Genomic DNA, 22,725 nt, shown 5'->3' with positions numbered 1-22,725 from the left:
CTCATGAGCGTTTTCGAGGGAGATATTAGAAAAACATGTTTATTTTCAGCACTAATTTGAAGGCAAAAATTTTAATACCGAGAATAAAAATATTCTGCCTCTTGCTTCTTTTACTCTTTGTAACGGGAGCAAAGGGAGAACCTATAAAGAAAAATGAGGTCGAGGACCTGAACGTCATAATTTCCCAGATAGTGGGCGGACAGCCGAACGTGCTCTTCATAACGGATCTGTCGGGATCGATGATAAGAAGTTTCGGGAATTCGCAGCTTGGTAACTGGGACGGTAGTAACGATAACGGTACGCTGGATGTATGTGAGGCGCTTCATTGCGGTAGTAGCTGCGGAAGCTTTGTCGAGAGGGCGGTTGCTGCTCACTGCGCGGAGAATATCGCAAACGTCTCGGTATGCGGGGCCAAGAACTGCATAGGAGGTTTCGGATCCTGCGACACCCAAGAGCAATTCGATAATTTTATGACCTGTATCAACGGTTCGGGGGCGTTAACGCAAGCTCAAATCGATGACGTTCTGGATCTGTGGTGCGGGGACAATGACGGTTTCTATGAGCCCTCCGGGGATGACATATGCGGTGTGAATGACGGTACCGCTCCTGACGGAATATTTGAATTCGAAGGGGCGGCGGCGGCTCTGGACGCGAGGGCGAATCTCACGGAGTGCTCCGCCTCGTCATGTACCGCCGACGATGACACAGACCCCTTTGACGATTATGCCTGCGATCTTTCCGGCGAGTATTCAACTTTCAGAACCTGCATGTTCAATCTTCAGGCGATTGATATAAACAAGAATGCAAATTGCACGGGCGGCACCGCTAACCCCCCTTACTGCAGGGGTCAGCCCGCTTACGGCTCAAGCCGTCTCGATTCTCTCCTGAGCGTTATTTTTGACTTTCTGGACGCGGATGATTCGCTTGCGGGCCTGATGTGTGATGATACCGGCAACCTGTTTGACGGCACCAGCAGCTCTATAAGCTGCCAGGACTACATGACCACGCCGTTCAGAAACGTAAGGCAGATTGTGAGGCAGGACGGACAGCCAGCTTCCAATAGAAAGCTTCCGATTACCGGGGCTAGCGATACTTTCCTGGTAAATGAATTAAATAGTGCTGACGGGGACGAATTGGGCGTCAGGCTGCGGCCGCTGACCTATTCGGGGGAAGGGAACTGGGCCGGCTGCACCAATCAGGGTACTTTCAGACTTGCTCAGGGCGGATTCGCGGGAGCGAGCGAAGCAAATCTCAGAAACGTCTGGAGCTTTTTCCGGAGGCAGGAGGGATCAGGCGGGACTCCGCTCGCGTGGGTGCTTGGGCTAGACGACAGCAACGAAAACGGTACTCAGGGCGGTAATGTTATTAATGATGACACTCTGGGCGCGTTCCGGGTAGAGCTCCAGTCTGACCCGTCCATAGAGTGCCGTCCCGAATTCGTGATTATCCTTACGGACGGGGAGGATACCTGTGCAGGGCAACCGAGCGGTCCTTCGGGCAGCGGCCAGACTACCGGTAGTATTACGACAAACGCGAACAGGAGAAGCTCGATCCAGGCGGTAAGCAATCTTAGAACCTATTATGCGAGAAACCCCGTGCAGAACAGGGGACAGACTTTTAAGAAGGAAGTGCTCACATTTGTAATAGGACTCGGTATTCAGGACCCGGTGGCAAGAAGAACTCTGAACGCAATGGCGCTTGCCGGAGGGACGCATACACAGGGAATAATACAGCATGTAGGACCCGACGGACAGAATGTGATCGGTGCTGTGAGCATGAATGACGGGGCGATATTCCCGCAGGGAACTCCATTTGATGTTTTCATAGACCTGGCCGAAGCGAAGGGTATCGACACAAGCCCCTCGGCGGCTCAGCTGCAGGGCTGCAAGTCTGCGGACAGGAGTGAGTCCGGGGTTTGCGCTTTTCAGGGAACGAATATTTTCGACAACATCTTTTTTGATACCGGAACGCCTTTTAACGGAACCGACAAGAAACTGCAAAAATTCGCTTTTTTTGTAAACAGCGCCGAAGAGCTGACGCAGGCATTGACAGATATCACAAACTTCGTGAAGGTCTTCAGTACTTCGGGTGTGTCGCCCACGGCTCCTCAGTCATCGACTGCCGTCGCGCTCAGAGACAGAATATTCCTCTCCATACTTACCCCAATAACAACGGACAGGCTTTGGCAGGGAAGGGTGGCGCTTTTCGGATTCGTCGATGTGCCCGCAAGTGAAGGGAATAAAGAAGTAATACGAAGACCGCCTCCGGGGTCTGACCTTACATCCCCGACTGTCGTGGAGAGCCTGGCCATTTTCAGTAACACCGGTACGCTCAATGACAATGCCAAGCAATTTTTCTGGGAAGCGGGGAAAGAGCTGGCTGAAAGGGATATAGTATCTTCAGCCCGTAATCTTTTTACCGTTAAAGCGCCGGATTTGATAGACGGGGACAGTGTCGAAGACCCTCCGTTTAGCGGGAATGATTTCGATACTTCGGGCAACGCGATCAGGTATACGGGCCCTCTGGTAGCCCTTGATGATGACGCTAATCCGCTCAATCCAGGACAGTTCGGCATAAGTAACGACGACGTTACCGATCCCATTCCCGAGTTTTGTAATCCACCCGGAGGACCTACAACCCAGTGTGAAGGAGCCACGGCAATAGTTGATTGCACCACAGTAACGGATTCAGCGTGCGTTACCTGTGTGAAGGAGTGCATCAGGGACGAAATAATCGATTTTATGGTTGGAAATACCGAGATTCCCACTGTAGGAGACCCTATGGGCACGCCGTCGCTGGACTCGCAGCCCTCTCAGCAGGACGGAGCGAGCCCTTTTACTTCGATGGGATACAATTGTCCGGACCCCGAGGACGACAATGGAGACGCAAACCTGGGCAGTCTGGACACGTGCTCAGTCAGGCTGGGGGACGTGTTCCATTCTAACCCTGTTGTTGTCGGCTCGCCGTCTCCGCTATTCTTCGACGCGGGTTTCCAGCAGTTTGCGGTCAATTTTAAGGACAGATCGGCGGTCGTGTACGTCGGGGCGAACGACGGATTTCTCCATGCTTTCCATGCCGGCGAGTTCAGGGATCCGAACGCGGCGGGAGTGCAGCAAGCTGACAAGATTAATCCGTTTACACTGAAAGAAGAAATTTTCCCGTTTTTTAGCGAGGGTACGGGATTTGAGCTGTTCGGAGTCGCGATGCCGACTTATCTGCCGGACTCGCTTGCGCTCCCTTCAATAGAAGCGGAATCCCCTGCCGAAATAGTTTTCGGAACCCCGCCTCCTCCTGATTACAGGACCGGGGACTTTAAAACATTTGTTACGGATAACTTCGCTCAGAGGTCTTTTTCGGACGGTTCCCCCGTAATCGGGGATGTGTTCATAGACGGATTTCCTAACGGTATCCCGGAGGACGCGCAGTTATGTCCGGGTTTGGTCAACACGGCTGACGGACAAATAGACCTTTGCGGCAGGGAGTGGCACACAGTAATGCTCGCAGGTTCGAGAAACGGAGGGGGGGCTTATATCGCTCTTGATGTTACGAATCCCGCTTGCGGCGAGGATTGCGGGACATCCGACAGTCTGCACGAGCATGTCAATAACGGTGCCGATCTTCTTGAGTACCCCAAACATATGTGGGCCTTGTTTGACAGGGATTTCGGTAATACGTGGTCGACGCCCTCCATGGGGAGGATAAGACTTAAAGTGACCGACGGGGCTGACACAAAAACGGTTGACAGGTGGGTGATGTTCGTAGGAGGAGGACTGGACCCGCTCGATACCGATCCGACAAACGGAGTGAGCTTCGGCAACGCGTTCGTGGTCGTAGATATAAGCACGGGAAAGGAAATATTCAAATTTCATCCGGACAGACCGATACCGTCAGGGGCATCGGCTCTTCCTAATGTCAGTGAAATGGTGTGTGATGTGCCGAGCCGTATAACAGCGGTCGATATAAATTCCGACGGATATACGGACCTTGCCTATTTCGGGGACACCTGCGGAAGGATGTGGAGGTTCGATGTCTCGATGCCTATTGAGGTAAGCGGAAGCATTTCCGACAGCGGGCCCGGCGGCAGTCTGAATATAGTAGCCGATGACTGGACCGGGTCGGTGGCATTTTGTGCGAATACGGATGCGGAATGTTTTGACGCCGGAGGCGCCGCCGCCGTGCCGCAAAATGATGTTGAAGCCATATATTTTGCCCCTACGATTGTGCTCGATGATCTGGGGAGGCGGCATGTAATCTTTACTACAGGTGACAGAAGAGATCCGAGCAACGTATTGAAATCAGGAAAGCTCTATAACTTAATAGACGACTATATACCGGCATTCCTGGCCGGCGGGACCGCGACAGGCGGCTTGCCGGTTAAAACAGCAACTACGCTTATTTCCGCGGGACAGGTCATAGAGCTGCAGGCGCAGTCGGGAGTGACCGAGCAGTTCATTTCATCCGCCGATAACAACTTTACCTCAGACCAGGGCGAATTTCTGGTTATATTCCCGAGCAACCTCACCATCCCCCAGGGGGGTGAAAAGGGATTCGGCGTTCCGGTAGTCATTAACAGGGTGCTTATCTTCACCACTTTCGCTCCGGAGCTCGGGTCGACTAACCCGTGCATCGGCGGAACCGGATTGGGAAGGATTTTCGCCATAGATTTTATTACAGGCGCGGCAGCGCTGACACGTATCCCGGGTGTTAATGAAACCGAAATCCTTAAGGGTACGAGCGACCAGAAAAACGCGGCAGCCGGCGCGACTGTGGCTGAAGGCATGCCGACCCCGGCCCAGCTTACTTTTGGCGCAAGGGGTTCGGTGCTGATGTCCGTTGCCTTTACCGGAGGCCCTGTTGCGGGCGGCTCGCAGTTTCTGGTATGGGAGCTGCCTCCGCTTCCCACAAGGACTCAAACACTATTCTGGGAAGAGATTCTGTAATGGAGAACCTGAGGATGAAGAGCTTACAGAGTAAAGGCGGTTTTTCCATGATAGAAATTTTGGTTGTAATAAGCGTTATGGTAGTTGTGCTGGCCGCCGGATCGTCTTATTTCTCCGGCAAATTCGCTCTCAGACGCTCTGTTGACGAAGTGACCAACAACATCTCGTCCATGCTTAATCTGGGCAAACTCAAATCGGTCAGGGATGGTGTGGAGTACAGGGTTGTTTTCGCCAATTGTACCAATATTAACGAATCAGACCCGGATTGCTCTGTATGTAACTCACCCGCCAATTATGATGAATATCAGACCGGAGACGAAGAATTAACGTTGATTCTGGAACGGGGAGACAGCAACAGGGGATCGACCATATGGTGCATTCAGTCCACGCACACAAAAAGGTTTCAGTCCGACCTCGAAATAGTCGCTTCCGCCAATCTTCCGGAGGCGGGCGACCCTCTTAATTACACATTCGTGCCCAAGGGAATGCGGAGGGATTTTCTGACTGATGCAAACGACGAAATAATAACCATACGGCCTGTGGCCGGTTCCAAAATGGATAAATGCGGTCGGTTAGAGGTAAGTCCGACGGGAGGAATAGCGGCTATCGAGGGTAGATGGGACGGCTCCCAGTGCAGTGCGATACTGGACGACGCGGTCGTTACCCCGACTCCGGGTCCTTAATAATTAAATTAATGCTCAGGAGGAAGAATGATTAAATACGGTATTCTGTCAGTGTGTCTGGTTTTCTCGTCCTTTTCTTTTTATAAAGCAGGTTATGCGGCATCTCTTAAATCGTCCGATGCGGTATTGATTCAATCCGAAGAGTATCTGGATTATGAGGATTGGTACGGTCCGGACGAAGCCTACGAAACCGATGACCCGGGTGGGAGCACCGATAACGAGGTGATACCGGAGGAAGAAGGCTACCAAACGAGAACAGCTCCCGATGAAGACACCCGTCCCAAGGAACGTTAGAGTCTTCATCAGAAGCCGCACCCTTATTATCTCTCGCTATGAGATTAGGTTCTCCCTTCCTGTATTTATTATTCATTTCTTTACTATGTAGTAATAGTTAATGGGGTCATGAGGCAATTCTTTAACCTCGATTTCATTAAATCCGGCCTCTTTCAACATTTCGCAGGCCAGCTCCTTTCCCCACATTGCCCCCAGTCCTTTTCCGCCCTGCGCGAGCGAGACCGTCATGCAATGCATGCATGAAATAGTGTATATAAGCGGCGCCAGGGGATGTTCCATGTTATTATGCACGTGGCTTGAGCCCGCTATATCCTGCATAAAGTACACTCCGTCGTCTTTCAAGGCCCGGTTTATATTTGACAATACCCGGTCCGGGTCTGCCTGGTCGTGAACGGCATCGAAGGTCGTTATCAAATCGAATTTCTGCAGGTCATCCAATTTGGAAACGTCTTTCGCTTCGAGCGTGACATTTGCTAAGCCGTATTCTCTTGCCCGAGCTCTTCCCCTTTCAATAGCCTCGGGTAAGAGGTCATAGCCTGTGAATTTACTGTTTGGAAAGGTTTTTGCCATCTCGGCAAGGGCAAACCCGCTTCCACATCCGACGTCCAGTACTTCGATGCCTGACTCAAGCTTCTCCTTGATTCCAGGCACCAGCGGAAGAAGGTGATCGACCAGAGGAGTGATTACGGTCTGATGGCTTTCCTCGGCCATGACTTCGTTAAAACGGCTGTAAGCCTCATAAGGGACGCCGCCGCCGTTTTTGAAGCATTCTACTATTTTATCTTCGACTTCGCCCAGTACCGAAAGCCACTGCGCCGTTACGGCTATATTGTTGGGCGACGCACTGCGCGTGAGCCATGCGGCATGCTCAGGGGGAAGGCTATATCGACCGTTTTGCTCATCGTACTCCACTATGCCTCCTGTTGCCATAGCCCCGAGCCATTCCCGGACATAACGCTCGTCGAGCCCCGCCCTATCCGCGATCTCTTCGCTTGTCGAAGGCGGAAGCTCGCTCATTACGTCGAACAGGCCGGTTCTATGCCCTATTGAAGTCATTACATTAAGGGCGCCGTGATTAAGAATGGTCAGCATTTTCTCGGCAAACTGCTCCGATCTGACCTCGTTTATATTGACGTTGCAACTGCTGCACATAATCAAATACCTCCTTGAGTATTTTAAGTTTTACACAGACCGGTCTGTCTATTTTCGACAGAAAATTATTCTACTAATTTCTCGACTGCTGTTACTGCGCGTTCAATCGGCCATGTATCGTTATAATTCTTGCTCGCCACTATAGCCCCTTCCACAATAAGGTGATAAGTGTCTACAAGCTGATCCACATCAATGTGTTTATGTTTCGGGCTTGAATCTTTCAGGTCCTGGATGACATCTCGTAGAATTGAACGGAATCTGTCCTCATGGTGTTTTACTTCCTTTCGTATCGGGTGGCCGGGGTCGGTTATTTCAACCGCTATATTACCGAATGCGCACCCCCTGAAATCAGTATCTTTCATGTGCTGCAAGATTCCCTTGATAATCGCCATATATTTTTGATAAGGATCTTTTATGCCGTTTATCATATCCTTTGTGGCGTTGGTATCGGTGCGGTCGCGTTCCCTCAGGTATTCGATACATAATTCTTCCTTCGACTTGAAATTGTTGTAAAAAGTTGCTTTTGCGACACCCGATTCCTTTATTATCTGATTAATACCCGTTTGATGATACCCCTGATTATAAAAAAGACCGTTAGCCGTTTTTATTATCCTTTCCCTTGCGGAATTAGCATGTAATCTATTCATGGCTAGAGATTATAAAATAGACAGACTTGTCTGTCAAGAGGTTTTTGTAAATTTTTTTCGCGAGTGTTCATATTCTGAAAAAAGGTTTATAGCCGGAGAGTCGTGTGCGCAGGAGAGGAAAAGAAAAGTATTGGGAAAGACGACTCGTGTCATTAGTTTTTTGTAAAGTCCCACTCATTCAGTATATGGTGTAACTTTTCGCGGACGGGCCGTATTGCCCATACGACCGCGGCGCATCAAGCCCTCTTGCGTCGGCCTCCTCTCGTAGTTAAATTTTACCGATGAAAAGAATTAGCGTATAAGAAGAAGATAAATGGCACTTACCCCATCTAATATGGTTCCTTTAGGTACTAAAGCGCCCGGATTCAAGCTTTGGGATCCGGTCGGCGACAAAGAACTCTCTCTTGATGAGCTTAAATCCGATGAGGCCACTGTCATAATGTTTATATGTAATCACTGTCCGTACGTAAAGCATGTACAAAAAGGATTGGTCGAGCTCGCAAATGACTATATTCCAAAGGGGATTTCCTTCATCGCGATTAACTCCAACGATGTGGAGAAATATCCGGAGGACTCCCCTGCAAACATGAAAAAAGTGGCGGAGAAATTAGGCTACCCGTTTGAATACCTCTTTGATGAGACTCAAGAGGTTGCCAGAGCTTACGGCGCCGCCTGTACGCCTGACTTTTATATATTCGACTCGGATTTGAACTGCGTTTACAGGGGGCAGATGGATGACTCGAGGCCCGGAAACGGAAAGCCGGTTACCGGTGAGCACATCAGAAGTGCTTTGGACAGCATTTTAAAGGGCGAGCCCGTGGCAGAGGATCAGATTCCGAGTATAGGCTGTAATATAAAATGGAAGTAGCGCAGGTTCGTTTTACTGTCGGGTCTTAAGATTTTCTTAAAAAATCTGTGGTATGAAATAGATCTATTTGTTACAATCTTTGCCAATAAGTTCAGAGTCGCTTTATTATTAGGGTTCAGGTGGCGGGGAAACGAATTTCTGAAAACGAGGACTAAACTCCGGTGACGCGCGCAATCAGGGAGACGATCGCTTATACCTTATGGCCCCTGCTTCTGGGAATACCCGTTTACATTATATTCCTGGGACTCGAGAAAGGCAGACCCACGTTTTACTTTAACGCGGCTTACCTGGGACTTGCGGGCACTCTTTTCTTGCTGGAAAGAATTATGCCCTACCGGGCCGACTGGGTAAGATCAGACGGACAGGAATTCCCGGACCTGGCTCATACGCTTCTCAACAAGGGGCTCATTCAGTTTGCCCTGTTTCTCCTGTTAATCAGCGGTATCATGGAGACAATGGGTGATAAACCCGCTCAGTCCATATGGCCTTCCGGTCTTCCCACCGCACTCCAGGTGCTGATAGCGCTTGTAGTGAGTGAATTCGGTCTTTACTGGGCGCACCGTCTGGCTCATACGTGGAATTTCCTCTGGCGTTTTCATTCGGTTCACCACAGTGTCGAGAAACTATGGTTCTTCAATACGGGAAGGTTCCATTTCGTTGACACCTTCTGTAGCTTGCTGTTCAGCATACCGCTTCTTTTTATACTTGGAGTGCCGGGCGATATTTTTATTTATTTCAGCTCGATAACCGCTTTTATAGGTTTACTCACCCATTGCAACGTGCACCTGCACGGAGGACTTTTAAACTACGTATTCAACACGCCTAATCTCCACAGGTGGCATCACTCGAGAAAAATAGAAGAGGGAAATAATAACTATGGCGAGAACCTGATGATTTTCGATATGCTTTTCGGTACGTATTACTATCCCAGGGACCGCCATGTGGGCACGATAGGTATAAAGGAATATATGCCGAGGGCGTTCCTCAACCAGCTTGTTGCCCCCTTCTTATGGAATAAGTACCAGAAAAAGCCTTAGCTTGCGATATTCTATTTATTTCTTTCTGGTATATACGATTTCAAGAGCGCGGTATTCTTCACCTTCGGGGCCCGGCATATACATTTCAAAGGTGTATTTATCATCGCTCATGATTTTCGTCACGGAGCGGTATGATTTATCTTTGCCGTCTTCCATAGGACAGGAGTAGGTTCCCTTGTATTCAAATGTCCTGGCGGCAGGATCGTAGGTGCCTGAACCAGTCATTATTCCGGTCCCCATATTATCAATCCATACGCTTTCGTATTCTTTAGAGGCGTTGTCATATCCTAGTAATCCCATACCCTTGAACTCCTGACCCATTGAAGTGCCTTCTACCTTTTGTTTAAGGTACCTATCACCCATGATCCATTTTGCTTCGCTTGTCCCGTTTGACACCTCGGGCTCGGAATCGGGGGTGTTCCACCATTTCGCCGTATATTCCCACTCGCCTGCCATTGGATCGAGTGCTTTGTGATTCTCTCCAGGAGTGGCGTACTCCTTCCACTTCGCCATCATCTCTTGATGCATTTTGTCCATTGCTTCCGCTTCGGGCTGTTCTGTTTCGTCTTGCGCGATCACGTTCACGGCTGTAATCCCCAGACAAAAAGTCACCAAAAAAACTGAAAAAAGAAACGTTCTTATATTGTATTTGCTCATTTTCATTGCCCTCCTTATATTTTGAGTACTCTGAAATATTAACCGATTTATCGGTCGGGATGAAAGAATTTTTTTAATTCGTAAATATGAATAGCGCCAACCTGATTTCTAGGAGCCGCCGGCTGAGAGCGGTACTATCTCTTCTCCACTGTCAATGTGTTTCCGGATCTTCATTTTTTTTCCTGTCCCCCCTCTGTATTTTGTCGAATTCTTCTCTTACCTGTTCCATTGTGTTGAACTCGTAATCGCCCGATTCTATCGCCTCCATTCCGAACGCCAGAAGCGCATCCCCGGCATTGTTGATGAGATTGAGCACCTGCTCCAGTCCCGAGTACTCAAGCAGATTCGGCGTGCTGCCTTCCTCCGTGAGGAGCGTGCCGTCTTTTTCAAAATAGAATTTAAAATCCATTTCAAAGCCGAAATAAACCGAGAGATAAACCGCCCCGTCTTCCCTAGTTCCTATAACATAGACAGAATCCTCGGAGGCGAATCTCATCTGAAGATCGTTTCTGCGGTAGTAGGCTTCTTTATCTGCCAGACTTACAAGTCTTTTTATGGCATCCATCATTCTAAGCGCTTTCATCGAATCCAATACCTCTTTATTCGGCTCTGCGTGTAAGGATAGAACAAATACGGGGTCAAGTACATAATCATTACTGGCTGGATGCGCGTATTAAGCGGATAAATAACTGTGCTTTCGCTACGGTCAATCCATTCAAATATTTCAAGAATTGAGATCAATCCTTGCATTAGCCGCCCTCTGGACTATTATTTTTCCTTAAATATTTCTATAATGGGACTGCTAATACTATGACGCATGCCGCAGAGTCCGTTTCCATCATACCGGTAAAGGGCATACCTGAAATTAAGCCCGGAGACGACCTTGTAAAAATCATTTCCCGTTCGGTCTCCGAGCAGGGGTTTTCACTCGAGGACGGCGATATAGTTGTAGTTGCTCAGAAGATAGTCTCTAAAGCGGAAAATCGAATCGTTAATTTAAACGACGTAGAACCTTCACCGTTTGCCCGAACACTATCGAGAGAAGTGAGCAAGGACCCGCGTCTTGTAGAGGTGATACTGAGCGAGACGACGAAAATTATCAAAATGGATCAGAGGAAGCCCGAAAAAGGGAGGCTGATCGTGGAGACGCGGGGAGGGGTTATTTCGGCAAATGCCGGGGTCGATGCTTCAAACGTCTCCGGCGGGGAGAGTGTAACGCTTTTACCCGTCGATTCCGATGAATCGGCCGGGAAGCTTGCGGAGGGAATCAAAGCGGAGCTTGGGGTTGAGGCGGCTGTCATTATAACCGATACGGTGGGGAGACCGTGGCGCGACGGGCTCGTCGATATAGCTATAGGCTGCTCCGGCATCAAGGCGCTCAAGGATTACAGGGGGGAGAAGGATCCGAAGGGTTTGGTCATGAATGCAACCGTAATGGCCGTTGCGGATGAAGTGGCCTCAGCCGCCGGCCTCGTGATGGAAAAAGTCGATTCCATACCTGTCGTTATCGTGAGAGGGCTCGGTTATGAAAAGGGAGAGGGCGGAGCAAGGGAAATTATCAGGCCTCCGGAAGACGATTTATTCCGTTAATTGCCGGCACGGTTATCGCGCGCTTAATCCTTAGGGTAGCCGGTCATATTTGCAAGAAAACCGCCAATGAAAAATTAGTTGTCCGGGTGATATAATTAGCTAACCCATGGAATTAATATCTAAATTAATCGGAAGCAGACTGCTCTCCGCTATTTTTTTGTTTCTGGTATCTTTTACGCTATTTTCCCCATCTCTTCAAAACGACTTTGTGTGGGACGATGTCGAGGTAATAACCAAGGGCAACGTGACATTCGATGCCCCGTCCATAATCCGCGCTATTGTTCCCGAAAGCAATAAAAATAAAGAGGCCCGGTACTACAGGCCGGCGTTTTATACGTCGGTCGTGATTGACAAGGAGCTCTGGGGTCTATCCCCATTCGGGTTCCACCTGGCAAATATAGTTTTTCATTCGGTTTCGGTAATTCTGTTCTATTTCATGGTCCTTCTAATATTAAAAGAGGCGGGGTTCGATAGAAAAGAAGGCGCGGCTTTTCTGTCGGCGCTTCTTTTCGCCCTCCATCCCATGCATGTAGAATCCGTTTCGTGGGTGGCGGGCAGGACGGATGTTCTCTGCGCCCTATTCCTCTTTCTTTCGGTCATCTCTCATATACTTTCTTGGAGAAAGCAGGTGTTTTTGGTAGTGGCTGGCCTGAGCTTCTCTCTTGCGCTTTTCTCTAAAGAGGTCGCAGTAGTTTTTCCGTTGCTTGTATTGGTTCTGGATCTGCTCAATAAAAGGCTTTTCAAAAGAGGCAATCTGATTAAATACGCAGTTTATACAGGCATCATCGTTGTTTACCTGTATTTAAGGGGCCGGGCATTTGTGTACATACCCGGGATGTCTGAGGAAATTCTGGATGAAGGCGCGAAAAAGGCGGCGACAGCTAATCAGAATATTTCGCAGCTCCCCGGATATATTGAGTTTGTGAAAGTATTCTTTAACTCGTATCTGATTTACCTTAATAAGCTTATTTTCCCGTTTGATTTTAACGCGTTTATAACCAGGGTTCCGAGGGAGATAGCCTATTTTATATCTTCCGCCGTACTTTTGATCGCTTTATTTATAATCAGCGTCGTATCGATAAGAAAAAAAGAGAATATGACCGTGTTCGGTATATTATGGGTATTGATTACGCTCGGCCCCTCTGTACTGGTAGCCGTTTTCTCGATTGCTTCGACCCCGGCGGCGGAGCGTTACCTGTACATTCCCTCCGCCGGGTTTTGTCTGCTTCTGGGTTACTGGATAGTGAGAGCCGGAAAAGTGGCTCGGCTGAGAAAGGTTGCCCGGGGCGCGGGTCTCGTGCTTATAATAATATACGCCGTTTTTGCGTATCAGAGGCAGGGGGTTTGGAAAAACGATCTTGAGCTCTGGCGAGACACCTCTCTGAAGTCTCCCGGCCATCCTCTTCCCCATGCAAACTACGGACTGGCGCTTTCCAATTGGGGGAGGGACGATGAGGCAGTATGGGAATTTCAAATCGCACTGTCCGAGGAAATGAATGACAGCCCGAGGGGGAAAGCCGTTACCGCCAACAATCTGGGTTTGGTCTATCTGGAGAGGGAGGAATACCGGGAGGCGGAAAAGTGGTTCGTTAAAGCTCGTGAATACGATCCGCACTACGGGAGAACGTATTACCATCTCGGGCTCATCTACTACATAAAAGGCGAGCTCGCGAACTCTGCCGAAAGTTTCAGGGAGGCTGAATTACATTTGAGAAAAGCCCTCGGCTACTATTATTCCTACGGTAAAGCTAACCTTCTTCTTGCAAAGATTTATTTAAGGAGAGGTGAAAAGAAAAAAGCCGCCGAAGAGGCCCGAGCCGCAATTAAAAGCGGTCTTCCCGAACATTTACTCGGTGAAGCCCGTGAAATTGCCGAGATAGATAATGGCGGCAGTAATCAGGAACCACAATAGGACGCACAAGAAAAGCGGCAGGTCTTTTAGGAAGGATTCGGTCGGATCTCCGCTTGTATCCGTTTGAACCAGATACATATAACGCAGAACTCCGTAGCATGCGAACGGAACAGTGGCAAGGAATACCTTGGAGTCCAATTCGACCGTGTATATGGAATATGTGACTATGGCTGCCGTAGCGAATATACCAAGCGTGGTGTCCAGAAAGTTTTCCCTGTATTTAGAGAGGACCTCCCTGAAGGGATTCGGGTTTTTCCTGAACATAACAAGCTCATAACGTCTTTTCCCGAAAGCCAGCAGAAGCGATAGGAGAAATGTCGTGAGAAGGAGCCAGTTTGAGACTTCTATCCCTGATGCTACGCCCCCCGCCTCTATCCTGAGCACAAATCCTATCCCGATTGTGAAGACATCTATAATCACTATTTTTTCGAGGTAATATGAGTACAGGAAATTTAGTGCAAGATATATCACTGTTATCAAAGTAAAAATCTTGCCAATGGCGAGTGAAGCCCCTATAGATAAGATTAGTGTAATTACGGCGACTAGAATAGCCCCCGGAACTCCAATTCTCCCGGCCGCGACGGCTCTCAGTTTTTTCTTGGGGTGCATGCGGTCGGATTCGATGTCCGATATGTCGTTCGTTATATATGCGGTTGAAGATGCAAGGGAAAAAGCTATAAATGCGAGAAGCATCTTTAAAAACATTTCAGTGCTTGTAAAAAGAACCCCGCCGAAAAAAGGAGGAGCGAGCACTAAAAAATTTTTCACCCACTGCTGAGGCCTCAGGATATAAATAATATCTTTAAAGAGGGATACCATTTTGATAGCATTCTACTATTTTTGTCAAAGATAGCAAAGGTCTTGTAAGAATGTGTATATTAATTGCATGACATTATCGGAGGGATCGACTTTTATGAAAATAGCCCACCGGGGAGCGAGCGCTTATGAACCTGAAAATACACTCCGTTCGTTCAAGAGAGCGGTCGAGTTAAAATCCGATATGATAGAGTTCGATGTCAGGCAATCGGTAGACGGGAGCCTCGTGGTTATCCATGACGCCAGGGTGGACAGGACTACTAACGGCGCGGGACTTGTCGGCCAAAAATCGCTGGCCGAACTAAGGGAGCTTGATGCGGGGATGGGTGAGAAGATTCCCACTCTGGAAGAAGCGCTAGAGCTTGGAAGGGGAAAGACGAGCTTTGTAATCGAGCTTAAAGAAAACGGATTAGAGGGAAAAGTAGTTAACCTGGTCAGGGACTTCGGATTAATAGAGGATGTTTTGATCGTTTCCTTTAAATCAGTACGCTTGAGGATGGTGAAGAAGCTTGAGCCCCGCTTAAGAACGGGATTGATATTATTCGCTTCACCTAACCCCGTAAGGCTTGCACAAAGGTGCGGGGCCGATGCAGCAGCCCCATTCCATTGGTTCGTTACTAAAGGTATGGCCGACAGGGCCCGCAGAAACGGGCTTCATCTCTTTACATGGACGGTAGATGAGGCCGGGAAAGCACGGCAGCTGAGGGGCATCGGTATAAAGGGTATAGTTACCAATAAGCCGGACCTGATTTAGGTAATGTATTTTGTGGCTGCACCCGCTTTTAAGGCGGAATTCACGATAGCGTCGCGGAATCGGAAATGGGAATTTTAAGCGATATAAAATCAGACTTCAGGGCAGTGTTTGAAAGGGATCCCGCGGCGAGAAACTCACTCGAGGTCATCTTTGTCTCGCCCGGTTTTCAGGCGATCGTACTTCACCGCATTTCTCACTTCCTGTGGAAGAAAAATATTAAATTCCCCGCGAGGCTGCTGTCCCATATCTCGCGCTTTTTTACAGGGATCGAAATACATCCCGCAGCACGGATCGGCAATAGTTTTTTTATTGATCACGGTATGGGAGTGGTCATAGGAGAGACATCCGAAATAGGGGAGAATGTGACTATTTATCACGGCGTTACCCTGGGGGGTACGGATTTTACCAGGAGGAAGCGGCATCCTACTGTAAAAGATAATGTCACTATCGGCGCCGGAGCAAAAATCCTGGGCCCTCTTACTATCGGGCAAAACAGCAAGATAGGGGCTAACTCAGCGGTTATAAAAGATGTGCCGCCCGACTCCACAGTCGTGGGTATTCCCGGGAATATTGTATCCGGGGATGAATTTCCCATTTATTCGGGACTCGAACATAACATGCTCCCCGACCCTGTCGAACCTCTTTTAGAGCGAATAATTGAGCTTGAGACGCGTATCAAGTTACTTGAAGAAGAGTTGGAAAGGAACGATAGAGAGAATAAGCCCTACCATGTTGTTAAATGATACGTGGCCCGTGTAAGATTCCTGAATACTCATTTAGGTTTTTGCAAGGAGCGCGGCTGAAACGAGCGCAAACCCGACTCCGGCAATCTCCCGCGGCCCAAGGCGCTCCCCAAGAAATATGAACGCGAGCACGATCGTAAGGGCGGGATAAACCGCCGAAAGCGGGACCATAACGGACAGTTTTGCGTACTTGAGAGCGACAATAAAGAGCACGGTCCCTATACCCCAGGTGAGTCCCATCAACAGGCCCGGAAAATTGAGCGAAAAATTAGTGAATATCGTATTTCTGTTATAGAGAACAAAAGCAGTAAAAATGCTAAGCGTGCCGACGCCTTCGAAGAAATACACCCGGTAGGGTATGTCTCTCATCGAGGCCAGCTTTCCGAAGAAACTTCCCAATCCGAAGCACAGGACTGCCAGAAGTGTAAACAAATACCATCTTTCGATCATTTCTCTTCTCCCTCTTTTATCGGATAGTTACATTTGAAATATAACTAAGTTTGTGTCGAATCACGGATTCAATCGCCCCGCATTATTATTTCTTTATAAACTTATACCCGGAATGCGGTTTTCAGAGCCCCGTCACTGTTCCCAAACATTAACATAACCTTAACCTTTTCTGAATATCTTCTTAACGCCCCGGTGTTGTAATAAAAATGCCACCTTTTATTCGGGCCATAACCCTCCCTAGCACCTCGGGTCCTTCCTGGCTACCGGGGATGATCAGAAGATCATTCCCGGTCTTTTATGTGATAAGGATTATTTTTTTGCGATATAATGGTTTTTCCGGGTTATGCTGTGTTTAGAAATTAAGAGTATTTATAATTTAGATCTGAGACGGAGGAATATGAAATGAGTGAAATGAAAGAATATGAGCCTTCGACATTCTGCTGGCCCGAGCTCGTGGCCTCAGACTCGGAAAAGGCAAAGGAATTTTACTCGAATCTTTTCGGATGGAGTATTACCGACGTTCCGATCGGGGACGAGCAGGTTTACTCTATGGCCTCAATCGGAGGGAAAGAGGTAGGGGCCATGTATCAGATGTGGCCTGAGCAGGAAACCGGTGACGTGCCGACACACTGGGCGAGTTATGTTTCCGTAAGGGATGTTGACGAGGCGGCAAAAAAAGCCGAGACATCCGGCGGTCAGGTTATAGTGGGGCCTATGGACGTGTTTGACGCAGGCCGAATGGCCGCGCTGATAGATCCCGCCGGGGCCGTGCTCTCTCTCTGGCAGCCTATGAATCATATAGGGGCGCGTCTGGTTAACGAACACGGAGCATTATGCTGGAATGAGCTTCTCACTAACGATTTGAAGAAATCGGGGGAGTTCTATGCCGCGCTCTTCGGCTGGACGGCGAGTGAGCAGGATATGGGCGGTATTAACTATACCGTTTTTATGAACGGCGAAAGGCCTGCCGGCGGTATGATGGAAATGGATAAGCAGCTGGGGGAGATGAACCCTTACTGGCTTGTTTATTTTGCTGTAAATGACTGTGACGAATCGGCGGATAAGACTTCATCCCTGGGTGGGGAGGTTTTAAGCTCCCCAATGGATATCCCGGACATAGGGCGTATTGCGGTCCTGAAAGATTCTCAGGGAGCGGTGTTTGCCGTGATCAAAATGTTTGCAAAGTAGGTCTGACCGGGCCTCATTCCGGGTGATGAGTCCGAGTGCTTTTTCAACGCTCCCTGCTGCTACCTGTATTTTGAGTACGGCGGGTTAATTAGTGTTTACGAAACGATAGATTTGCAGGTTTGATTATTTGGATTTTCTTCCGGATGACCGTCTTGTCCTAACGTGGAATCCGGGAGGCTTGTTCTTAACCCACGAAACGAACTTTTTTATATTTTCGTTTTCCAGAATTCGGTCTATTGTATTGTAGTAATTTAGCAATTCTCTTTCAGTAAAATTGGCGTGTATTTGCCTGTGGCATATTCTGTGAAGGAACACCGTTTTCTTTCCTCGAAAAGTTCGCGGTACAAGATGGTGTCTGCTTGGTTTCTCGGGGAGCGGACGGTTGCAAAGCGGGCAGTATCCGTTTTCTTCCATGTTTTATTATAATAGAGCTTTGCCCGGTTCTATTCGGAGTATCCCATCGATAATGAAAGCCGGTGTCGAGCAGGTAAAAATTCTCCGGGGCCGGATGTTATTTGAGAAGATGAACGGGCTCCTTACTATAGGAGCTGTCTGCGTTTAATAAACGGAATGTGTATCTGATCCTTTTTGTAATTTCCCGTAAGCGCGTAAAGAACCATATTGATTCCGAGTCTGAACGCAAGCTCCCTTTGGGATTCCCCGCCCGGAATACATTCATACTCCCACTTTCCGAATTCGTCCTCCGACCACGCTCCTCCCAGGTCGTTTCTCGAATAGAACACCGCGGTTCTATCCTCGTCGCTGAAAGTTATGCCTTCGAGATAAGGACTCACGATTTTTCTGCCGCTTGCGGAGTAGAGGAGATAAAAGGATTTGAAAACCACGTGGTCCTGTGGAAGCCGGGCGAGTGGTATTTCGGGGATTATGCTTGCAAGCTCATTCCTTATCTGCGAGTCAAACGGCGACGCGTCTAATCCTGAAACATCGTCGATCACAAGAGTTCCCCCGAGCTTCAAAAACTTTCTTAGCCTCCTCCTTTCCTCGTCCGTGAAAGGCTCGAAGCTCTCATCCCCCGCAATATAGAGAAAGGGGTAATTAAATAGATCGGCCTCGTTTAAGTTGACGACTTTCCTGTCGTAGGAAGCCGTCACGCTCGTTCTTAGCTCAATTGCGCTCATGAGCCTTTTATACGCTCTGGGTCTCGGGTCCCAATCGCCGGAATATGATATCTGGGTGAAACGGAACTTCGATCCTTCATAAAGTCCCAGAAGCGGAGCTGAAATAGCTCCTACACTCAAGGCCAGGATGTTTCTGAGGAATTCTCTTCTAGTGGACACTCTAATAAAATATTGCGGGTATTACCAATGGGTGTCAAGTTAATATAACGCTCCTATGTAGTCCCGCGAACTTAGACGAGTACAACTATACTGATCAGCAATATATTTGGAATCTTCCTAGAAAGAGAGCTTATTGCCATTCTAATATAATTAAATCTAAGAAGCCTGTTCCGAGCTCACCTTGACAACTTTTGTTGCCTGAGGTCCTTTTGGCCCCTCTGTAATGTCGAATTCTACGGTTTCGCCTTCAGTAAGGCTTTTATATCCATCGCCCTCAATGACGCTGTAGTGTACAAATATATCTTTACCAACTTCATCGGACTGAATAAATCCGTAGCCTTTTGAGCTATTAAACCACTTCACTTTACCCTGCATAAAAAAGCTTTCCTCCTGAAAATATACTTCAAAACCAAATATCTCACTTTTTTTTTATTTTGTCAAATTGTATTTTGTGCGGCAATTTGATAGCGCGACCGGTTTGCGTTAGTTTTATGCCTCGATGAGCAATAACAAAAAGAATAATCAAGGACAGTCTCCGGAATTTTACAGACGGGAATTCCCGATTACCGAGCAGAGCGTTTACCTGGACCATGCGGGAGTAGTGCCTGTGTCGCTTAGGGTGAAAAAAGAGGTCGAGCGATTCCTCACGGAAGCTGCCGGTAAAGCGATAATTAATTATGATTCCTGGATGGATAGAGTAGAAGAAGTAAGGTCCGGTTGCGCAAGACTCGTGGGCGCCGATACGGAAGAAATAGCATTCGTTAAAAACACATCACACGGGATTTCAATAGTTGCAGGAGGACTTGACTGGAGGGAGGGGGATAATGTGCTTGTTTTCGAGAGAGAATTCCCTTCCAATATATACCCGTGGCTTGCCTTGGAAAAAAAGGGGGTTCAAGTCAAGCTCATTCCCTTTAACAAGGACCGGATATTACTCGAGGATATTGAGAAGCTGATAGATTCGCGGACAAAGCTTATCACAATGAGTTCCGTGCAGTCCGTAAACGGTTTCATGATTGATCTCTGTAAGCTAGGCGCTCTATGCAGGCACAACGGCATACTCTTCTTTGTCGACGCTATTCAGAGCCTCGGAGTAGTCCCTATGGATGTGGAAAAATACAATGTGGATTTTCTGGCGGCGGACGGGCACAAGTGGCTCCTCGCGCCCGAGGGGACTGGAATCTTCTATTGCAGAAAGGAGCTCGCAGGAAATTTGAGCCCTAATCTGATCGGGTGGAAGAGCGTTAAGGAGGATAATAACTTTGAAAAGATAGACCTTACTCTGAAAGACAGCGCTCTAAGGTTCGAAGAGGGATCATTTAACGTTATGGGCATATTCGCTTTAGGCGCTTCCCTCGACCTTTTGTTTGAAATAGGCATTGACCGGATAGGCGAGAAGGTACATGAGCTCGGTGATGTGATAATGGATGAGGCTCTAAAGAGGGGATTTCGTCTAAGAACTCCCCGTAACCGTCAGGAAAGAGGGGGCATAGTCTCGTTCTCCGGGGGTTTTGACCCCGCGGAATTGAGGGAAAAATTATGGGCCTCGAATATTATTGTCAACTACAGGGGCGGGGCTTTAAGGGTGGCGCCGCACTTCTATAACACCGAAGAAGAAATATTAATACTGTTTAAGTCTATTGACCGGCTGGTGCCCGGGTTGTAGGTCCCTGTCCCGTAATTAACCGCATTCAAATAACACAAAATTCTACACAAAAATTCAAAAAAGCTGTAATATTAAACGTATTAGAATTAAAAGAAGCCGGATAGAACCTGCTTGGCTCATGTCTAATTATTAATTTGATGTATAGAAGTAGGAGGAGGTAAGCGATGAGATTAGTCAAATCAAATTTAACATTGACGGGCTGTTTTTTAACTCTTGCTTTAAGTCTTGTTTTTTGTGTCGGTTACACGGCTCAAGTGAGCGCGCAGGAGGATTCATCCGCCGATTCAAAAGAAAAGTTTGATAACGGAGGCGCCGAGGCAATCGTTGAGGATACGGAATGGGGCGATGTAAGCGTGGAATTAAAGGGGGTCAAACGCGCTTCGGGGGATACCGTGACAGTAAAATTCAAATATACGAATAACGGGTCTGAAGAAATAGATATTTCACGAGCCGGACAGTACAGTCACGATGACGTAATAGAACATGTTTATTATGTTGATGCGTCTAACAACAAAAAATATTTGATAGTAAAAGACTCCGAAGGGAAGCCTCTTGGAACAAAGCTTAAGTATTTTGTTCTCGCTCCGGGTGAGTCCAAGAGCGCCTGGGCGAAGTTCCCCGCCCCGCCGGAAGGAGTTGATAAGATTACCGTATATCTGCCCGGGGCTCCGCCATTCGAAGATGTCGCGATAGCTCAATAAGCGGGATTCATATGCTCCGATTATTTCGTTTAATAAATACGGCAGCGATTGTCTCACTCTCAGTCTGTATGATTTTTATATGTGCTTCCGATTATTCGCAGGCGCAAATAGAGCTTAGGAGTGAGCCGCTCGACCTTGTTTTCGAGAGTGTTGATCTGGAGTTCCGGACGGAGGATATCAAGGGAGAAACACAGGACCTTGAAATCACCGAGACCGATACGGAGATAACAATTGAGCTTTCGGGCGATATTCTGTTTGATTTCGACAAGTGGGATATCCGCGAGGAGGCCGAGCCTACTCTTGGAAATGTGGCCGAGGTGATAAACCGATATGGAGATTCCAAGGTTATTGTAGAAGGCCATACCGATTCAAAAGGCTCCGATTCGTATAATCAGGAGCTTTCTCAGAAGCGCGCGGATTCCGTGAAGAGCTGGCTTGTGAAATTCGGGGAAGTTGATGAAGCCAGAGTCACCACTGAGGGGCGGGGAGAATCTGAACCCGTAGCCCCCAACTCCGATTCCGACGGGAGCGACAACCCCGAAGGCAGGCAAAAGAACAGAAGAGTCGAGATAACTGTCGAAAAATAATTTTGATTTTCATCTCTTTTCCGTCTGGAAATCTTTTTTTATGTAGAGCATCGTGAATAGAGTTTTGTTCACCGCCTTGTATTGTCATCATTCTTAAAATTTAAATTGATTAGAACAACCTCACTCCCGAGAGGCCCACGACCAGTCCGATTAAGATTCCGTAAACAACATGTCCTAAAAAATGAGCGATTGCGACCTCGAAACCGGCCTCCCTGAATTGCTCGAGAGGGTGGTGCTCCGCTACCGCTATTACCAGAATAAAACCGAAAGCCACGCCATGAAATACACCGACCATTCCCCCGAGAGCTATTGCTCCTGCCAGTGAGGTTGGTTCAAATAGACTTATAAGTGCGACATAAAAGAACGCGATAATTATTCCCACTATGAAGTGAACGGTAAGCCCGGGCCCGAATGATTCCGCGTATGATTTGGTGAAAATACTTCCTATCGCCCTTATCATCGCCGCGTCGGCGATACCCGTACGTGTTATAGCCCACAGGAGGATACTCATCCCCGCTGTGGCGATTATTCCCGCAAGCATTGTGATTATGAACGCGTTCATCATATTGCCTCCCTGTATGAGATTTAACGCCGGTGTGCGTTTAAAAACCCTGATAATTAAGATGATAGCGCAGCGGCGGGGGTTCTGACAACTACTTTTTTCCACTAGTTACCGAAAAAAATTGACAAAAAAACGATTGCATTGATAATAATTTAATCTTCATAATAGCTTAGAAGGGGG

Annotated in this window: 22 protein-coding genes; 13 read left to right on the top strand and 9 right to left on the bottom strand. The window is 48.1% G+C overall.

What is annotated here, in order from left to right; all coding sequences use genetic code 11:
• The first annotated feature begins 35 nt into the window (after positions 1 to 35).
• The 3 genes from RIG61_08495 to RIG61_08485 are packed head-to-tail and all read left to right on the top strand — an operon-like array spanning position 36 to position 5,917.
• Positions 36 to 4,940: a PilC/PilY family type IV pilus protein gene (locus tag RIG61_08495; protein MEQ9619197.1), complete on the top strand. Its 4,905-nt coding sequence runs from the start codon at positions 36 to 38 to the stop codon at positions 4,938 to 4,940.
• Positions 4,880 to 5,623: a prepilin-type N-terminal cleavage/methylation domain-containing protein gene (locus RIG61_08490; GenBank protein ID MEQ9619196.1), complete on the top strand. Its 744-nt coding sequence runs from the start codon at positions 4,880 to 4,882 to the stop codon at positions 5,621 to 5,623. Before RIG61_08495 ends, RIG61_08490 begins: the two co-directional genes overlap by 61 nt.
• Positions 5,624 to 5,650: 27 nt before the next feature.
• Positions 5,651 to 5,917 carry a hypothetical protein gene (locus RIG61_08485; protein ID MEQ9619195.1) on the top strand — a complete coding sequence of 89 codons (267 nt, stop codon included), beginning with the start codon at positions 5,651 to 5,653 and terminating at the stop codon, positions 5,915 to 5,917.
• Positions 5,918 to 5,989: 72 nt separating this feature from the next.
• Here RIG61_08485 and RIG61_08480 read toward each other — a convergent pair whose 3' ends face one another.
• Together RIG61_08480 and RIG61_08475 are read right to left on the bottom strand one after the other, a co-directional pair.
• Positions 5,990 to 7,069: a methyltransferase domain-containing protein gene (locus tag RIG61_08480; protein MEQ9619194.1), complete on the bottom strand. Its 1,080-nt coding sequence runs from the start codon at positions 7,067 to 7,069 to the stop codon at positions 5,990 to 5,992.
• A 65-nt stretch (positions 7,070 to 7,134) separates the two neighbouring features.
• The gene (locus RIG61_08475; GenBank protein MEQ9619193.1) at positions 7,135 to 7,716 is read right to left on the bottom strand and encodes a TetR/AcrR family transcriptional regulator; all 582 of its coding nucleotides are present in this window, start codon (positions 7,714 to 7,716) and stop codon (positions 7,135 to 7,137) included.
• A gap of 313 nt (positions 7,717 to 8,029) precedes the next feature.
• Here RIG61_08475 and RIG61_08470 point away from each other — a divergent pair, with 313 nt between their 5' ends.
• Positions 8,030 to 8,584: a thioredoxin family protein gene (locus RIG61_08470; protein ID MEQ9619192.1), complete on the top strand. Its 555-nt coding sequence runs from the start codon at positions 8,030 to 8,032 to the stop codon at positions 8,582 to 8,584.
• 161 nt (positions 8,585 to 8,745) lie between these two features.
• Entirely contained in the window at positions 8,746 to 9,621 is an 876-nt protein-coding gene (locus RIG61_08465) for a sterol desaturase family protein (protein ID MEQ9619191.1), read from the top strand.
• Between the two features lie 15 nt (positions 9,622 to 9,636).
• Here the strand turns inward: RIG61_08465 and RIG61_08460 are convergent, their stop codons facing one another.
• Together RIG61_08460 and RIG61_08455 are read right to left on the bottom strand one after the other, a co-directional pair.
• Complete coding sequence (locus RIG61_08460) at positions 9,637 to 10,278, bottom strand: DUF1579 domain-containing protein (protein ID MEQ9619190.1); 642 nt, start codon at positions 10,276 to 10,278, stop codon at positions 9,637 to 9,639.
• 151 nt (positions 10,279 to 10,429) lie between these two features.
• On the bottom strand, positions 10,430 to 10,861 hold the full coding sequence (locus RIG61_08455; protein ID MEQ9619189.1) for a hypothetical protein: 432 nt from the start codon (positions 10,859 to 10,861) through the stop codon (positions 10,430 to 10,432).
• A 227-nt stretch (positions 10,862 to 11,088) separates the two neighbouring features.
• Between RIG61_08455 and cofE the strand changes: the two genes are divergently transcribed.
• On the top strand, positions 11,089 to 11,868 hold the full coding sequence (gene cofE, locus RIG61_08450) for a coenzyme F420-0:L-glutamate ligase (GenBank protein MEQ9619188.1): 780 nt from the start codon (positions 11,089 to 11,091) through the stop codon (positions 11,866 to 11,868).
• Between the two features lie 106 nt (positions 11,869 to 11,974).
• On the top strand, positions 11,975 to 13,780 hold the full coding sequence (locus RIG61_08445; GenBank protein ID MEQ9619187.1) for a tetratricopeptide repeat protein: 1,806 nt from the start codon (positions 11,975 to 11,977) through the stop codon (positions 13,778 to 13,780).
• Here RIG61_08445 and RIG61_08440 read toward each other — a convergent pair.
• Positions 13,715 to 14,548, bottom strand: a complete 834-nt coding sequence (locus tag RIG61_08440; protein ID MEQ9619186.1) for a decaprenyl-phosphate phosphoribosyltransferase — start codon at positions 14,546 to 14,548, stop codon at positions 13,715 to 13,717. The genes RIG61_08445 and RIG61_08440 overlap by 66 nt on opposite strands.
• A gap of 145 nt (positions 14,549 to 14,693) precedes the next feature.
• On the opposite strand from RIG61_08440, the gene RIG61_08435 reads away from it, so the two are divergent.
• Both RIG61_08435 and epsC read left to right on the top strand, forming a co-directional pair.
• A complete protein-coding gene (locus RIG61_08435) occupies positions 14,694 to 15,350 on the top strand; it encodes a glycerophosphodiester phosphodiesterase family protein (protein ID MEQ9619185.1) in 657 nt (218 codons plus the stop codon).
• A 38-nt stretch (positions 15,351 to 15,388) separates the two neighbouring features.
• Entirely contained in the window at positions 15,389 to 16,093 is a 705-nt protein-coding gene (gene epsC, locus RIG61_08430; protein ID MEQ9619184.1) for a serine O-acetyltransferase EpsC, read from the top strand.
• A 33-nt stretch (positions 16,094 to 16,126) separates the two neighbouring features.
• Here the strand turns inward: epsC and RIG61_08425 are convergent, their stop codons facing one another.
• On the bottom strand, positions 16,127 to 16,543 hold the full coding sequence (locus tag RIG61_08425) for an EamA family transporter (GenBank protein MEQ9619183.1): 417 nt from the start codon (positions 16,541 to 16,543) through the stop codon (positions 16,127 to 16,129).
• 402 nt (positions 16,544 to 16,945) lie between these two features.
• On the opposite strand from RIG61_08425, the gene RIG61_08420 reads away from it, so the two are divergent.
• Positions 16,946 to 17,731, top strand: a complete 786-nt coding sequence (locus tag RIG61_08420; GenBank protein MEQ9619182.1) for a VOC family protein — start codon at positions 16,946 to 16,948, stop codon at positions 17,729 to 17,731.
• A gap of 539 nt (positions 17,732 to 18,270) precedes the next feature.
• On the opposite strand, the gene RIG61_08415 is transcribed toward RIG61_08420, so the two are convergent.
• Complete coding sequence (locus RIG61_08415) at positions 18,271 to 19,029, bottom strand: DUF4159 domain-containing protein (protein MEQ9619181.1); 759 nt, start codon at positions 19,027 to 19,029, stop codon at positions 18,271 to 18,273.
• A 156-nt stretch (positions 19,030 to 19,185) separates the two neighbouring features.
• Complete coding sequence (locus RIG61_08410) at positions 19,186 to 19,404, bottom strand: cold shock domain-containing protein (protein ID MEQ9619180.1); 219 nt, start codon at positions 19,402 to 19,404, stop codon at positions 19,186 to 19,188.
• Positions 19,405 to 19,528: 124 nt separating this feature from the next.
• Here RIG61_08410 and RIG61_08405 point away from each other — a divergent pair, with 124 nt between their 5' ends.
• The 3 genes from RIG61_08405 (at position 19,529) to RIG61_08395 (ending at position 21,983) form a co-directional block, all read left to right on the top strand.
• Positions 19,529 to 20,695, top strand: coding sequence for an aminotransferase class V-fold PLP-dependent enzyme (locus tag RIG61_08405; protein MEQ9619179.1), 1,167 nt, complete (start codon positions 19,529 to 19,531; stop codon positions 20,693 to 20,695).
• 164 nt (positions 20,696 to 20,859) lie between these two features.
• Positions 20,860 to 21,396 carry a hypothetical protein gene (locus RIG61_08400; GenBank protein MEQ9619178.1) on the top strand — a complete coding sequence of 179 codons (537 nt, stop codon included), beginning with the start codon at positions 20,860 to 20,862 and terminating at the stop codon, positions 21,394 to 21,396.
• 68 nt (positions 21,397 to 21,464) lie between these two features.
• On the top strand, positions 21,465 to 21,983 hold the full coding sequence (locus tag RIG61_08395) for an OmpA family protein (GenBank protein ID MEQ9619177.1): 519 nt from the start codon (positions 21,465 to 21,467) through the stop codon (positions 21,981 to 21,983).
• Between the two features lie 109 nt (positions 21,984 to 22,092).
• Here the strand turns inward: RIG61_08395 and RIG61_08390 are convergent, their stop codons facing one another.
• Complete coding sequence (locus RIG61_08390) at positions 22,093 to 22,548, bottom strand: hypothetical protein (GenBank protein MEQ9619176.1); 456 nt, start codon at positions 22,546 to 22,548, stop codon at positions 22,093 to 22,095.
• Positions 22,549 to 22,725: the final 177 nt, after the last annotated feature.

The sequence above is a fragment of the Deltaproteobacteria bacterium genome, from assembly GCA_040223695.1.
GTDB lineage: Bacteria > Desulfobacterota_D > UBA1144 > Nemesobacterales > UBA2774 > JAVKFU01.
The sequence above is the reverse complement of the archived record's forward strand: the minus strand, read 5'-3'. Positions and strand labels throughout refer to the sequence as shown.

What these genes read in the sequence shown, in the direction of transcription:
- RIG61_08480 (MEQ9619194.1), bottom strand. Translation starts at nt 7,069, where the DNA reads ATGTGCAGCAGTTGCAACGTCAATATAAACGAGGTCAGATCGGAGCAG.
- RIG61_08470 (MEQ9619192.1), top strand. Translation starts at nt 8,030, where the DNA reads ATGGCACTTACCCCATCTAATATGGTTCCTTTAGGTACTAAAGCGCCC.
- RIG61_08455 (MEQ9619189.1), bottom strand. Translation starts at nt 10,861, where the DNA reads ATGAAAGCGCTTAGAATGATGGATGCCATAAAAAGACTTGTAAGTCTG.
- RIG61_08400 (MEQ9619178.1), top strand. Translation starts at nt 20,860, where the DNA reads ATGAGATTAGTCAAATCAAATTTAACATTGACGGGCTGTTTTTTAACT.
- RIG61_08495 (MEQ9619197.1), top strand. Translation starts at nt 36, where the DNA reads ATGTTTATTTTCAGCACTAATTTGAAGGCAAAAATTTTAATACCGAGA.
- RIG61_08490 (MEQ9619196.1), top strand. Translation starts at nt 4,880, where the DNA reads ATGGGAGCTGCCTCCGCTTCCCACAAGGACTCAAACACTATTCTGGGA.
- RIG61_08410 (MEQ9619180.1), bottom strand. Translation starts at nt 19,404, where the DNA reads ATGCAGGGTAAAGTGAAGTGGTTTAATAGCTCAAAAGGCTACGGATTT.
- RIG61_08485 (MEQ9619195.1), top strand. Translation starts at nt 5,651, where the DNA reads ATGATTAAATACGGTATTCTGTCAGTGTGTCTGGTTTTCTCGTCCTTT.
- RIG61_08390 (MEQ9619176.1), bottom strand. Translation starts at nt 22,548, where the DNA reads ATGATGAACGCGTTCATAATCACAATGCTTGCGGGAATAATCGCCACA.
- RIG61_08445 (MEQ9619187.1), top strand. Translation starts at nt 11,975, where the DNA reads ATGGAATTAATATCTAAATTAATCGGAAGCAGACTGCTCTCCGCTATT.
- RIG61_08435 (MEQ9619185.1), top strand. Translation starts at nt 14,694, where the DNA reads ATGAAAATAGCCCACCGGGGAGCGAGCGCTTATGAACCTGAAAATACA.
- RIG61_08395 (MEQ9619177.1), top strand. Translation starts at nt 21,465, where the DNA reads ATGATTTTTATATGTGCTTCCGATTATTCGCAGGCGCAAATAGAGCTT.
- cofE (MEQ9619188.1), top strand. Translation starts at nt 11,089, where the DNA reads ATGACGCATGCCGCAGAGTCCGTTTCCATCATACCGGTAAAGGGCATA.
- RIG61_08405 (MEQ9619179.1), top strand. Translation starts at nt 19,529, where the DNA reads ATGAGCAATAACAAAAAGAATAATCAAGGACAGTCTCCGGAATTTTAC.
- RIG61_08460 (MEQ9619190.1), bottom strand. Translation starts at nt 10,278, where the DNA reads ATGAGCAAATACAATATAAGAACGTTTCTTTTTTCAGTTTTTTTGGTG.
- RIG61_08475 (MEQ9619193.1), bottom strand. Translation starts at nt 7,716, where the DNA reads ATGAATAGATTACATGCTAATTCCGCAAGGGAAAGGATAATAAAAACG.
- RIG61_08425 (MEQ9619183.1), bottom strand. Translation starts at nt 16,543, where the DNA reads ATGATCGAAAGATGGTATTTGTTTACACTTCTGGCAGTCCTGTGCTTC.
- RIG61_08420 (MEQ9619182.1), top strand. Translation starts at nt 16,946, where the DNA reads ATGAGTGAAATGAAAGAATATGAGCCTTCGACATTCTGCTGGCCCGAG.